Genomic DNA, 13,037 nt, shown 5'->3' with positions numbered 1-13,037 from the left:
ACAGCAAGTCATCAGGACATCAATATGAATCAGACATTATTAGTTGAATTATTTACGGAAGAACTGCCGCCGAAAGCGCTGGCGAAACTGGGTGAAGCCTTTTCTGCTGCAATGGTGGCAGGCCTGAAAACCCGCGATTTTCTGGACGAAGATTTCAGCGTTGACAGCTTTGCTTCTCCGCGCCGTCTGGCAGTCAGCATCAAAGGTGTACGCGCTGTATCGCCGGATAAAGCGATGCGCGAAAAAGTTTTACCGGTGAATGTAGCGCTGGACAAAGAAGGCAATCCTTCCGCGCCACTGGCGAAGAAACTGGCCGCAATGGGTTTCCCGGATGTGACACTGGCACAGCTGGAACGCGCACAGGATGGCAAAACTGAAGCCTTCTTTTACAGCTATACCGCACCGGGCTCTGCGCTGGCGCCAGCCTTGCAGGCAACACTGGAAGAAGCGATTGCCAAGCTGCCGATTCCGAAAGTGATGAGCTATCAGCGTCCGGATGGTCACACCGTACATTTCGTACGTCCGGTTCACCGTCTGACTGCGCTGCTGGACGAGCAGATCGTACCGCTGTCGCTGCTGGGTCTGCAAAGCGATCGCATCACCGAAGGCCACCGCTTCCTCGCACCGGGTCAGATCAGCCTGAGCAACGCCTCCGTTTATGCTGATGCACTGCGTGAGCAGGGTAAAGTCATTGCGAGCTTTGCGGAACGCAAAGAACGCATCCGCACTGCACTGCTGGAAACTGCAGGCGACGATCTGGTACTGATGCCGGAATCGCTGCTGGATGAAGTCAGTGCGCTGGTGGAATGGCCGGTAGTCTACGCTTGCGAATTTGAACAGGAATTCCTGTCCGTTCCGCAGGAATGCCTGATTCTGACCATGCAAACCAATCAGAAATACTTTGCACTGACCGACAGCAACGGCAAACTGCGTTCCCGCTTCCTGATCGTATCGAATCTGGAAACCAGCACGCCGGAACATATTATCGGCGGTAACGAACGTGTCGTCCGTCCGCGTTTATCCGATGCGAAATTCTTCTTCGAACAGGATAAAAAGAAAACCCTGGAATCCCGCCTGCCGCAACTGGCCAGCGTTGTGTATCACAACAAACTGGGGACACAGGCAGAACGTACTGAACGTGTGCGTCAGCTGGCAGGCAAGATTGCCACCAGCCTGCAGGCCGATGTGGCACTGGCTGAACGCGCAGCCTTGCTGGCAAAAACCGATCTGCTGACCGATATGGTCGGTGAGTTCCCTGAACTGCAGGGCATCATGGGTGCTTACTATGCGCGCCATGACGGTGAGCATGAAGAAGTCGCTGCTGCTGCGGCAGAACATTATCAGCCGCGCTTTGCCGGTGATACACTGCCTGCCACCACCACCGGCACCATCGTTGCGCTGGCAGACAAACTGGAAACTTTAGTCGGTATCTGGGGCATCGGCCTGCAACCAACCGGTGACCGCGATCCGTTCGCATTGCGCCGTCATGCGCTGGGTATCCTGCGTATGCTGCTGGAAAAACGCCTGCCACTATCCCTGAACACGCTGCTGGATCAGGCTGTGGCACTGTTTGCCGGTAATGCACAGTTCACCGACAACCGCGTGGATATTCTGAACTTCCTGTACGACCGTCTGCGTGGTCAGTTGCGTGAACGCGGTTTTGCACAGAATGAAGTCGAAGCAGTTGTTGCGCAGACGCCGGATCAGCTGGCGGATCTGAATGAACGCCTGGAAGCGGTGAAAGTGTTTGCCGGTTTGCCGGAAGCGGAAGCGCTGGCTGCTGCCAATAAACGGATCACCAATATCCTGAAAAAATCAGATATCACACCGGGCGAAGTCAACACGGCATTGCTGACTGAAGCAGCGGAAAGTGCCCTGGCACAAGCGGTTGAAAAGATTCGTCCGCAAGTGGATGCTGCGTTTGCCGGTTCCGATTTCACACAGGCGCTGAAAGCCATGGCGGCGATTCGTCCGGAAGTTGATCAGTTCTTTGCGGATGTGATGGTCAATGCAGAAGATCCTGCACTGCGTCTGAACCGTCTGTCACTGCTGGCCAGCCTGCACCGCATGCTGAATCAGGTAGCGGACATTTCTAAACTGGCGGCCTGATGCAAACGTCCGGGAGAGCACCGATGAAACTGATTATTTTAGATCGCGATGGTGTCATCAATCATGATTCCGATGCCTTCATCAAATCACCGGAAGAATGGGTGCCGGTTTCCGGATCACTGCAAGCAATTGCCCGTCTGAATCAGGCGGGCTATACCGTGGTGGTGGCCACCAATCAGTCCGGTGTCGGACGCCGTCTGTTTGATATGACCACGCTGAATGCCATCCATCAGAAGATGCATCAGCTGGCGCAACAAGCAGGTGCGACGATAGACGCCGTATTTTATTGTCCGCACATGGCAGACGATAACTGCGACTGCCGCAAACCACGCGCCGGTATGTTTCATGAGATTGCCCGTCGTTACGATGTCAGTCTGAAAGGTGTACCCACCGTCGGCGATTCGCTGCGGGATTTACAAGCCGGCTTTGTCGCCGGTTGCCGCCCGTATCTGGTGCAAACCGGAAAAGGCAAGAAAACGCTGGAAAAAGGAGGCCTGCCACCAGGCACCGGCGTTTTTGCGGATCTCGCCAGCGTCGTCGATCATTTACTCGAGCACAACAACAGCCTGTCCGGTGAATAAACCACCGGCAAGTATGGGGACTTTATGTATCGTATTTTTTTATTTATCCGTTCACTGATTTTCTTACTGGTGATGATCACAGCGACCGTGATCTGGGCGCCGGTCAGTATGTGCTTTGCGTTTCTGCCCTATGTTCAGCGCTACAAAATCACCGCGATGTGGAACCGCTTCATCATTTTTGCGGCACGTGTAATTTGCGGTATTGAATACGAAGTGCGCGGCAAAGAAAATTTCCCGGACAGCCCGGCAATTCTGCTTGCAAAACACCAGTCTGCATGGGAAACCATTTTCCTGATGACCGTCACACCACGTCCGCTGGTATTCGTGTTTAAGAAAGAAATCCTGTATTTGCCGTTTTTCGGCTGGGCGATTGCTTTGCTGCGTATGATTCCGATTGACCGCAGCAAAGGCAAAGATGCGTTCAACCACGTCGTGCGTCACGGCACACGTCGTCTGGCTGATGGTCAGTGGATTGTGATGTTTCCGGAAGGTACCCGTATTCCTGTCGGTAAAAAAGGCAGCTACAAAATGGGCGGAACCCGCCTTGCGGTAGCAACCAAAGCACCGGTGATTCCGGTGGCACTGAATTCCGGTGAGTTCTGGCCGAAAAACAGTTTCATCAAGCATCCGGGCAAAGTCATCGTCTCGATCGGCAAACCGATTTCCAGTGAAGGTAAAGATGCAGGTGAGCTGATGCAGGAAGTCGAAAGCTGGATTGAATCTGAAATGCGCGTTATTTCTCCGGATGTCTATCGCGACAAAGCCGCTGCCTGAGTTTTTCCTGCGTTCCGGTCTGCCATCTGACAGACCGGAATCACTTGCATCCAGTGCCGCTGGCTCTGCAGATAAACAAAAAATCCTGTAAAGTTGGCGTTTGTCCGCACAAACAGCCAAGCCTTCATGCCCGTTTCCCAGGTTTTTGACCGCGCCCTGCAATTAGCACTGCAGCTGGATTTATTCAGCGATCTGGTCACACCGGCGCAGATAAAAACCCGCGGAAACACTGCCAATCCGCTTGTTCAGGAAGCAGCTCCTGCTTCTGTTCCTGTCACTCCGCTTATCCTGCCGACGCTTCCGGTTTCACCCGTTTCGTCTGCTCCGCCTGTAAATCCTCCTGCCGTACAGAAGCCTGCGCCGGATACAGGTTCTGATGCTATCAAACCGGATGTACGTCTGCGCCATTGTCGCTGCGGCGATCAGATGATTTCGTATACTTTATCGCGCAGCAGCCGGCGTTCGATCGGGCTGTCTGTCCGCGACAGTCAGTTGCATATCACCGCACCGCACCGGGTGACCATCTCCACCGTCGAAGAAGCGATCATCGCGAAGCAGCGCTGGATACGGAATAAGATACAGGAACAACAAAATCGTCCGTCCGCACGCCAGCGCAGCGTGCAACAGTGGTCTGACGGCGCCTCGCTGCCCTTCATGGGGTCTGCGCTGCAACTGGGATTTGATCCGGCCCGCAAACGGATAGGTCTGGCCGGTGCGCAACGGCTGGAGTTACCGGCAACGGTACAAAGCGATGAAGGCAGGATCAGAATGCTGGTGGAAGGCTGGCTGAAGCAACAAGCGCTGCAGATCTTTGAACAAAAAATCGCAGACTTCGCGTTACGGCTGGGCGTGACGGTGCGTCAGGTCAGTCTGTCATCCGCCCGCACGCGCTGGGGTTCCTGCACCACGCAAGGCGATATCCGGCTGAACTGGCGGTTAATCTTTTTGCCGGAAACCATGATGGATTATGTGGTGGCGCATGAACTGGCGCACCGCCGCGAAATGAATCACAGTCCGCGTTTCTGGGCGCAGGTGGAGGCGATTTATCCGGATTACCGGAATGTGCGCAAACAATTACAGCAATACCCGATTTCTTCCCTGCCGCTGTAGCAGCGGCTTTGTTTAATCTGCCGGCCTGCACTGCAGTCCGGCGCAATTCATGACAGGAAAACCTATGCGTATTCTTCACACTATGCTGCGTGTCGGCAATTTACAGCGTTCTATCGACTTCTACACCAGCGTACTCGGCATGAGCCTGCTGCGTACCTCCGACAATCCGGAATACAAATACACGCTGGCTTTCCTCGGTTATGGCCGCAATCCTGAACATGCGGAACTGGAGCTGACCTACAACTACGGTGTGGAAAGCTATGACATGGGTACGGCCTATGGCCATATCGCGATCGCGGTGCCGGACGCCTATGCCGCCTGCGAAGCGGTAAAAGCCAAAGGTGGTAACGTGACCCGTGAAGCCGGTCCGGTCAAAGGCGGCACTACGGTCATCGCCTTCGTACAGGACCCGGATGGCTACAAAATCGAACTGATTCAGCGCAGCAGCGAAGTCACGCTCTGATACGGGACCCCAAGTAACAAATCTGCACTGATAAGAAAACGAGTTGCATGACGCAACCCGTTTTTTTGTGGCACGGACGCTTCGCAAGCAATGACTGCTGTGCAGCGATCGTCATCACCTGTTTCCGGACGACCAGAGTTTCTGCCGACGACAGCCCGATCGCTATGCTGAACACCGCATTTGAGGCATTTTTGGTCTGAAAACAGCGCCATCAGCTACCAGTAGCAAGCGCGAGTCAGAGATGCAAACGGTGGCTGTGAAACTGCGCTCGCTGAAAAAGTAAAAGCACGGATTTCCATTGGGGGAAAGCCGTGCTTTTTCATCTCAGATTACTGATTCGTGCGGACAAGTCTGCGCAACTGTCCGTCTCATAAATTTATTCCGCCGAAGTACGCGGCTCAGCCGGTGTCAGTGGCATATACGGTGGTGGTTCCGTCGTTGTCACCTGACGTATCGCCTGCAACAAAAACCAGATACACAATCCGCATAACAGCACTAATCCTGCCAGAAAACCTAACCAAGCCATTCCATCATTCCTGAAAGCAACAGGCTCTTTATAGCAATCCGGCACAGATCCGGTCAACAAACTTGCGGCAAATCAAAGCAAATTTTGCGGAAGTGTCGTTAATGGCGGCAATCTGCTGCAAAAGGCTGCAGCAGACCGTCATTTACATGCCTGATCAGACGTGACCGTGACGACGGAAATAGTCAATCAGGCCACGGGTGGACTGATCCAGCTGCGCATCTGCCTCGGATTGCCCCATGATCGCCGGCAGCAAGCGGCTGGCCAGTTGCTTGCCGAGCTCCACGCCCCACTGATCGAAGGAATTCAGCCCCCAGATCACGCCCTGCACAAACACTTTATGTTCATACAGCGCAATCAGCATACCAAGCTGGAAAGGATCCAGCGCAGGCAACAGGATTGTGGTCGATGGCTGATTACCGGCAAACACTTTGTGCGGCAGCAAACGTGCAATCTGCTCTGCACTCATGCCAGACTGCTGCAATTCTTCGCGTGCCTGTTGTTCGGTTTTGCCAAACGCCAGCGCAGCACTTTGTGCCAGACAATTCGACAGCAATGGCGCCTGATGTCCGGGCAAAGGATGATCACTGGAAGCGGCTACGAGGAAATCACAAGGAATCAGCCAGCCGCCCTGATGCAGCAACTGGAAGAACGCGTGCTGACCATTGACCCCGATTTCACCCCAGACAATCGGATTCGCCGGGCAAGCCAGCGCTTCACCATCGCGCCCCACAGTTTTACCGTTTGACTCCATTTCCAGCTGTTGCAGGAACGCTGGCAAATGACGGATCGATTCGTTGTAAGGCAGAATCGCGGTCGTTTCCGCGCCGAGGAAATTGGTATTCCAGATCGAAATCAGCGCCATCAGTACCGGCAGATTCTGTTCCAGCGGTGAATCGCGGAAATGCTGATCCATCGCCTGCGCGCCCTGCAGCATGCGCTCAAACCCGTTCATGCCGATCGACAACGCCACCGACAAACCGACCGCCGACCACAGCGAATAACGGCCACCCACCCAGTCCCACATTTGCAGAACATTTTCAGGCGGAATACCGAACTCAGCTGCTTTGGCAGTATTCGCAGATACGGCGATAAAGTGCTTCGCAATCGCCCATTCTTCCATTGCCGCCGCCATCAGCCAGGTACGCGCGGTCTGCGCATTGATACTGGTTTCCTGTGTGGTAAAGGTTTTGGACGCGACGATAAACAAAGTCGTACGCGGATCGAGCTTCTCCAGCAGTGGCGACAAGTGCGCACTGTCCAGATTAGAAACATAATAAAAATTGATATGCGGATGGGCGAATGCCGATAAGGCGCGGGTTGCCATTTTCGGGCCGAGATCGGAACCGCCAATCCCGATATTCACCACATTCTGAATCGCATCACCTTTAAAGCCACGCCACAAGCCACTGCGCACGCGCTCCACGATGTCACGCATCTGGCGGCGTACAGCACGCACCTGCGGCATCACATCCTGTTCATTGCACGGAAACGGTGTTGCATCCATATGGCGCAACGCGGTGTGCAATACTGCACGGTCTTCGCTTACATTGATTTTCTCACCGGCAAACATACGGTCACGCCAGGCTTCCACATCGGCTGCGCGGGCCAGATCAATCAGGCTGACCATGCAACCGCGATCGACGCGTTGTTTCGAATAGTCGATCAGCAAGCCATCGAGCTGCGCAGAAAAATGGCTGAAGCGCTGCGTGTCTTCAGCGAATAACTGGCGCAAATGAACATGCTGCAAACGTTCACGATGTTGCAGCAAAGCATTCCATGCATTCGTTTTAGTAATATTCATTGTGCTCAGGATTTCGGTGTTTTTTGCGACCACAGATTGGCCAGTGCAACATAAACCTCAAGGGAAATGGTTTCCGGTCTTGCCTGCGGATCCGCACCCGCCTGCAACAATTCTTCTTCAGTGAACATGCCACTCAGGCAGTTACGAATCACCTTACGACGCTGAGTAAAGGCTTTGGTTACGACTTCTTCCAGCGCAGCGACGTCGCAAGCCGGTACATCCTTACGCGGAATCATACGCACGATGGCGGAGTCTACTTTCGGCGGTGGATCAAACGCTTCCGGCGGCACCACAAACAGCAACTCCATGTGATAGCGCCATTGCAGCATCACGGATAAACGACCGTACACTTTCGAACCCGGCTCGGCCACCATGCGTTCGACCACTTCTTTTTGCAGCATAAAATGCTGATCCAGTACGTGCTCGGAAATCGTCGCCAGATGGAAAAGCAAAGGACTGGAAATGTTGTACGGCAGGTTACCGACCACACGCAGTTTCTTCCCTTCCGGCACCGGAATCGACAAGAAATCAAATTTCAGTGCATCACCTTCATGAACCGTCAGGCGCTCCGCCGGATATGATTTTTTCAGGCGTGCGACCAGATCGCGATCCAGCTCCACGACGTGCATATGCGGCATCGCCTGCAATAACAAATTCGTCATCGCTGCCAGACCCGGCCCGATTTCCACCATCACATCATCTTTGCCCGGACCAATGCCACGGATAATCTGATGCAATACGCCATCGTCGGTCAGAAAGTTTTGGCCGAAGCGTTTTCTTGCAATATGTTTCATGAAAATTCCATTATTTTTTGATCATGGATGCGGCAACCCGCATCGCGACCTGCATGCTGCCGGCATCCGCCAGACCCGTTCCCTGCGCAGCCACATCCAGCGCCGTGCCGTGATCGACTGACGTCCGAATCACCGGCAAGCCCAGCGTCACATTCACACCTTGTCCGAGGCTGGCATGCTTGAGCACCGTGAGTCCCTGATCGTGATACATCGCAAGCACCGCATCGGCCTGCGCCAGATATTTATGCTGGAACAGGGTATCTGCCGGATACGGGCCGTGTACATCGATACCCGCCGCTTTCGCTGTTGCCAGCGCCGGTATGATCACATCCAGTTCTTCGCGTCCCAGATAACCGTTTTCACCGGCATGCGGATTCAGTCCGCAAACCAGAATTTTCGGTGCTGCGATACCCCATTTGGTACGTAAATCCGTATCGGTGATACGCAATACTTCCATCAGCAATGCTTCGGTAATTGCATCCGGTACGGCACGCAATGGCAGATGCGTGGTAGCCAGCGCAACCCGCAACGGATACGGTAAATGCGCATTGGCTTCACAAGCCAGCATCATCACCACGCGATCCGTGTTCGTTTTTTCAGCCAGATATTCGGTGTGACCGGAAAACGGTACACCGGCATCATTGATCACGGATTTCTGTACCGGTGCAGTCACCATCGCATCGCACCAGCGATCGCGGATGGCTTCCAGCGCGATATCCAGCGTCTGAACAACGCTGCGTCCGTTACGCGGATCCGGAATACCAGCCTGCACATGGGCTTTCAACGGACAATCCAGTACCGTAATCCGGTCAGGCAAACCAGCCGGCAAACCGGTATGACGGACTGCCGCCATATTCGTTGCCTGCAGGCGGATTTCAGGATCAAGTTCTGACGCAATCATCGCCAGAAAAGCGGCGTCACCAATAAGAACGGGCCGGACCTCATGGCGCAGCGACCAGGCTGCGCGCAGAGAAATCTCCGGCCCGATACCTGCCGGTTCTCCTGTGGTGACAGCGAGAACCGGCAATCCGGATTCAGACATTATTTTTCTTCCGTACGGTATTCAACATAAGTTTTGTCACGCAGTTCGCGCAACCATTCCTGCAGTGCTTCATCGAACTTACGTTCACGCAGCGCCTGACGTGCAGCTGCACGTTTGCGGTCTTTCGATTGCTCGTCCGATTTGCGCTCCAGCACCTGAATCAGATGATAGCCAAACTGGGTTTGTACCGGATCACTGATTTCATTCACTTTGAGCTTGTTCATCGCTTGCTCGAATTCCGGTACCAGTGCATCGCCTGGGAAAATCCAGCCCAGTTCACCGCCTTTAGCAGCAGAACTGTCGACAGAATTAGCTTTCGCCGCATCTTCAAAGGAGATTTGTCCTGCTTCAATTTTCTTTTTCAGATCCGCCAGTTTCTGACGTACTTCCGCGTCCGGCACAATCTGCGTTGGTTTGATCAGAATATGACGCACGCGTGATTGCTGCACCAGATCGCTGCCTGCTTTGCCGTCATTAGTACGCTTACCATTCAGTTTCAGAATGTGGAAACCATTCGCGCTGCGGATAATCGCCGAGGCCTGACCCGGCTGCAGTTTTGCCACTGCATCAAGGAACAGTTGCGGAATTTTGTCCTGTTCGCGCCAGCCGATATCGCCGCCCTTCAGCGCTTCAGCGCTGTCGGAATAGGTAATTGCCAGACGACCGAAATCTTCACCGGCCTGCAGTTTTGTGACGACTTCTTCAGCACGTGCGCGTTTTGCGGCAATCTGTTCCGCTGTCGCATTCTCCGGCAGGCGTACCAGAATGTGCGCCAGGTTCAATTCCTGCTTCGCCGCTTTACCGGCAGTTTCCTGAGCGAGATAGTTATCAACTTCGCTTTCAGAAATAAACAGCTTGCTTTCAACTTCGCGGTCACGAATCCGCTGCATCATAATTTCATCGCGGATTTCTTCGCGGAATTTTGCGTATGGCGTACCTTCACGTTCGATCTGGTTACGCATATCCTGCAGAGACATTTTGTTTTGTTCTGCCATTTTGACCAGCGTGCGGTCCAGTGTCAGATCATCAACACGCATACCGTTTTCTTTTGCCAGCTGAATTTGCGCACGGTCCAGAATCATGCGCTCGACCAGTTGTTTCTCGAGTTCGGCACGATTTGGCGGCTGCGTTCCTTGTGCTTTCAGCCGTTTTTCCAGCGCGCTGATCTGCTCATTTAATTCCTGACGGGTGATTACTTCATCATTGACGACCACCACAATACTGTTCACCAGCTTCGGTTTGCTGACAGGTGCAGAAACCGAGGTTGCCGGCTTCAGTTGAGCGATGGCGGGAGATTGCGCGAACAAACCGGCTGATACTGCGATCAGGGAAAACAGAGTGCGTTGTTTCATGAAGAAAAATTGTCGCATAAATAATAGTTGATTGAAGCAACCCGGGCAAAACGCCCTCTTAAAGCACAAAGCCTGCAATATACACGCTGACAGGCAATTCATAAACCGGAAACAGCAGCGGCACGGCAACTGATTCCGGTAGTACCGCATCACGGTTCATGCGGACAAAATGTATTTTCTGCCATCAGTTAGCCGGTGGCAGCCGACAGCCAGCATGATATCCGTTGATTAACGTTCTGAAACAGACTGATAACCGGCAATATTCCGTTTCAGCGATTCCAGCGGATTTCCGCCGACGCCAAGGCGTGCCAGACCCGTCAGTTCCAGCTGCAATGCAAATCCGGTATTGCTGGTGGTACTGCTGGTGGCAAAACGCTGGGCCACAAAACGCAGCGACCAGCAATCAGCCTTATATTCCAGTCCGGCAATACCGTCGACGATACGTTTATCCATCAGAGAATAATTCAACCTTCCGACACCGTATAAACGGTCGGCGAGCGGCCACTGACCGGAAATATCGACTTGCTCCAGCGAATCACGCTGGAAACGATATCCGAGATTCAGCACCTTTTTCGCTTCCGGTTGCCATTGCACAGAGTAGCTGGTCTGAATAGCGCGACGGTTACTCTGGCTCAGCTGAAATGCCAGATCGCCGCTCAGTGTGGATGACCAGCGACCGGTTGCCGCCAGCAATAAATCTGACCGGCTCGGACTTGGTGTATTGTCCAGCGTTACGCGCTGATGATTAAAATAAAAGCGCTGACCAACCGCCAGTTTCAGGCGTTCGGAACCATCACTTTCCAGATAGCGGGATACCAGCGCCGTGGTCACCTGATTCGCATCACCGATACGATCCTGACCGACGAAGCGGTTTTCCGTGAAAATCTGGGCAAAGTTAAAGTCGGCAGGGGCACTGTCAAAGTTTGGCAGGCGACTCTGATCACGATACGGAATATTCACGTAATACAGACGCGGTTCCAGCGTTTGCGTGAAATCACGTCCGAACAAACGGGTATCGCGTTCAAACACCAGGCCGCTGTCGAGAGAGAATATCGGTACGATACGATGCGCATCCGCATCCTGCTTCTCCGACGGATTCACCAGATGATAATTGGTGGCATGGACACTGACAGCCGGTTTAATGAAATAGCCGGAACGCACGAAAGGCAGCGACAGGTTGGCGGCAACAACAGCACGGTCGCCGCGCACCAGATCCGGGTGCCAGAAGCGTGTCAGCATGGTGTCGACACTCATATCAAAACCGGCGACATCCAGTTGTTCTGCATGCAACTGCAACTGTGGCAAGCGGTCATACGGCCGCGTAATCGGTGCATTCACATCCTGCAGCACCTGATAACCGCTGGCCTGAAACGAGGCACTCCAGAACGAACCACCGTAACTCAGCTGCAGATCGCGCGGCAGCAGACGAACCGAGGTTTTGGTAATCGAATTCGAAAAATCGGTCGGATAATTGTCATCGGAAGCCATGTTCAGGTTCCACGATAATTTCAGATCCGGCATCAGATACTGCTCATGCAGGGATGTCAGCGCATAGCGGTTCGTGCTGGTCTGACGATCGCCGACGATACCCTCAAGCGTTGATTCGCCGCGGTATTGCTCACCCAGATAGCGCGCTTCCGCTCCCAGTTGCAAACCACGACGGCTGATAATTTTCGGATACAGCGTCACATCGCGGTTCGGAGCGATATTCCAGTAGTACGGCAAACCGAATTCAACACCGCCTTTAGAAGTCGCACCGGTCACCGGCGGCAGAAAGCCGGAGTGACGTGCGCTGGACAGCGGAAAAGTAATCGACGGCGCCACCAGAATCGGCGTATCTTTGAAATACAACACAGAACGGCTTGCGGTTCCCGTATCCAGACCGGTATCCAGCTGCAGCGTTTCTGTTTTCAGATACCAGTCGGGACTCACACCCTGACAGGTACTGTAGGTTCCCTGATGTACAACCGAACGTTCTTCATCCAGAAAATCGATGCGCTTCGCCTGTCCCTGCGCATGATTGCGCACCAGACGATAAACCGGATTTTCAACAAAGCCGGTGCTGCGTTCAAGCTGCACACGTACGCGGTCACCGTCATAGCAATCGCCGTTGCGGGTCAGGCTGACCTGACCTTCGGCCTCGGCTTCATCTTCGAGAAAACGGTAAGTTGCCTTATCTGCTGTCAGACGCATATTGCCGCGTGTCATTTCCACTTCTTTTTCAAAGTGAACAAAGCGATCGGTGCGTCCCCAGACTTTCAGTGCGGTTACTTCCAGCGGCGGTTCCGGCTTCACGGGATTCGCAGCTGAACTGCGGCGCTGTGCAATATCCTCGGCAAACGTCGCTGGTGCGGGAGTTGCCAGCTTAGCCTGCTCCTGACTCTGAGCATGTGCCAGCGCCGCCGGTAACAGGACCGAAGCGATAATCGCCGGAACAGTAGGAAACCAGAGCGGCGAATGCGATAATAGAGGTTTGCTGCGCATG

Annotated in this window: 11 protein-coding genes; 5 read left to right on the top strand and 6 right to left on the bottom strand. The window is 53.8% G+C overall.

The genetic code is table 11. The annotated features are described in order from the left end of the window. Positions 1–24: 24 nt before the first annotated feature. The 5 genes from glyS to gloA all read left to right on the top strand — a co-directional run bounded on the left by glyS (position 25) and on the right by gloA (position 5,037). On the top strand, positions 25–2,109 hold the full coding sequence (gene glyS / locus KDM89_RS10420; RefSeq protein ID WP_212687864.1) for a glycine--tRNA ligase subunit beta: 2,085 nt from the start codon (positions 25–27) through the stop codon (positions 2,107–2,109). 23 nt (positions 2,110–2,132) lie between these two features. Continuing rightward, the gene (gene gmhB / locus KDM89_RS10415) at positions 2,133–2,690 is read left to right on the top strand and encodes a D-glycero-beta-D-manno-heptose 1,7-bisphosphate 7-phosphatase (RefSeq protein WP_212687863.1); all 558 of its coding nucleotides are present in this window, start codon (positions 2,133–2,135) and stop codon (positions 2,688–2,690) included. Positions 2,691–2,714: 24 nt separating this feature from the next. Then, positions 2,715–3,464 carry a lysophospholipid acyltransferase family protein gene (locus KDM89_RS10410; RefSeq protein WP_212687862.1) on the top strand — a complete coding sequence of 250 codons (750 nt, stop codon included), beginning with the start codon at positions 2,715–2,717 and terminating at the stop codon, positions 3,462–3,464. A gap of 126 nt (positions 3,465–3,590) precedes the next feature. Then, a complete protein-coding gene (locus KDM89_RS10405) occupies positions 3,591–4,574 on the top strand; it encodes a M48 family metallopeptidase (RefSeq protein WP_212687861.1) in 984 nt (327 codons plus the stop codon). A 64-nt stretch (positions 4,575–4,638) separates the two neighbouring features. After that, positions 4,639–5,037 carry a lactoylglutathione lyase gene (gene gloA, locus KDM89_RS10400; RefSeq protein WP_212687860.1) on the top strand — a complete coding sequence of 133 codons (399 nt, stop codon included), beginning with the start codon at positions 4,639–4,641 and terminating at the stop codon, positions 5,035–5,037. A gap of 376 nt (positions 5,038–5,413) precedes the next feature. Here the strand turns inward: gloA and KDM89_RS10395 are convergent, their stop codons facing one another. The 6 genes from KDM89_RS10395 to KDM89_RS10370 all read right to left on the bottom strand — a co-directional run bounded on the left by KDM89_RS10395 (position 5,414) and on the right by KDM89_RS10370 (position 13,036). Then, positions 5,414–5,563: a hypothetical protein gene (locus KDM89_RS10395; RefSeq protein WP_212687859.1), complete on the bottom strand. Its 150-nt coding sequence runs from the start codon at positions 5,561–5,563 to the stop codon at positions 5,414–5,416. A 154-nt stretch (positions 5,564–5,717) separates the two neighbouring features. Beyond that, positions 5,718–7,364: a glucose-6-phosphate isomerase gene (pgi, locus tag KDM89_RS10390; protein WP_212687858.1), complete on the bottom strand. Its 1,647-nt coding sequence runs from the start codon at positions 7,362–7,364 to the stop codon at positions 5,718–5,720. Between the two features lie 5 nt (positions 7,365–7,369). Further along, on the bottom strand, positions 7,370–8,158 hold the full coding sequence (gene rsmA / locus KDM89_RS10385; protein WP_212687857.1) for a 16S rRNA (adenine(1518)-N(6)/adenine(1519)-N(6))-dimethyltransferase RsmA: 789 nt from the start codon (positions 8,156–8,158) through the stop codon (positions 7,370–7,372). A gap of 10 nt (positions 8,159–8,168) precedes the next feature. After that, complete coding sequence (gene pdxA, locus KDM89_RS10380) at positions 8,169–9,200, bottom strand: 4-hydroxythreonine-4-phosphate dehydrogenase PdxA (RefSeq protein ID WP_212687856.1); 1,032 nt, start codon at positions 9,198–9,200, stop codon at positions 8,169–8,171. Beyond that, positions 9,200–10,552, bottom strand: a complete 1,353-nt coding sequence (locus KDM89_RS10375) for a peptidylprolyl isomerase (RefSeq protein WP_230427788.1) — start codon at positions 10,550–10,552, stop codon at positions 9,200–9,202. Before KDM89_RS10375 ends, pdxA begins: the two co-directional genes overlap by 1 nt. A 228-nt stretch (positions 10,553–10,780) precedes the next feature. Further along, a complete protein-coding gene (locus tag KDM89_RS10370) occupies positions 10,781–13,036 on the bottom strand; it encodes an LPS-assembly protein LptD (RefSeq protein ID WP_212687854.1) in 2,256 nt (751 codons plus the stop codon). Position 13,037 lies beyond the last annotated feature (1 nt).

It is taken from the genome of Cognatundibacterium luofuense (assembly GCF_018139685.1).
GTDB classification, from domain to species: Bacteria; Pseudomonadota; Gammaproteobacteria; order Burkholderiales; family Burkholderiaceae_D; genus Undibacterium; species Undibacterium luofuense.
Note: the sequence above shows the minus strand (reverse complement) of the source record. Positions and strands in the feature narration are given on the sequence as shown.

Coding starts and splice junctions, on each gene's coding strand:
- gmhB (WP_212687863.1), top strand. CDS start 2,133: ATGAAACTGATTATTTTAGATCGCGATGGTGTCATCAATCATGATTCC.
- KDM89_RS10370 (WP_212687854.1), bottom strand. CDS start 13,036: ATGCGCAGCAAACCTCTATTATCGCATTCGCCGCTCTGGTTTCCTACT.
- KDM89_RS10395 (WP_212687859.1), bottom strand. CDS start 5,563: ATGGCTTGGTTAGGTTTTCTGGCAGGATTAGTGCTGTTATGCGGATTG.
- gloA (WP_212687860.1), top strand. CDS start 4,639: ATGCGTATTCTTCACACTATGCTGCGTGTCGGCAATTTACAGCGTTCT.
- pdxA (WP_212687856.1), bottom strand. CDS start 9,200: ATGTCTGAATCCGGATTGCCGGTTCTCGCTGTCACCACAGGAGAACCG.
- pgi (WP_212687858.1), bottom strand. CDS start 7,364: ATGAATATTACTAAAACGAATGCATGGAATGCTTTGCTGCAACATCGT.
- rsmA (WP_212687857.1), bottom strand. CDS start 8,158: ATGAAACATATTGCAAGAAAACGCTTCGGCCAAAACTTTCTGACCGAC.
- KDM89_RS10375 (WP_230427788.1), bottom strand. CDS start 10,552: ATGAAACAACGCACTCTGTTTTCCCTGATCGCAGTATCAGCCGGTTTG.
- glyS (WP_212687864.1), top strand. CDS start 25: ATGAATCAGACATTATTAGTTGAATTATTTACGGAAGAACTGCCGCCG.
- KDM89_RS10410 (WP_212687862.1), top strand. CDS start 2,715: ATGTATCGTATTTTTTTATTTATCCGTTCACTGATTTTCTTACTGGTG.
- KDM89_RS10405 (WP_212687861.1), top strand. CDS start 3,591: ATGCCCGTTTCCCAGGTTTTTGACCGCGCCCTGCAATTAGCACTGCAG.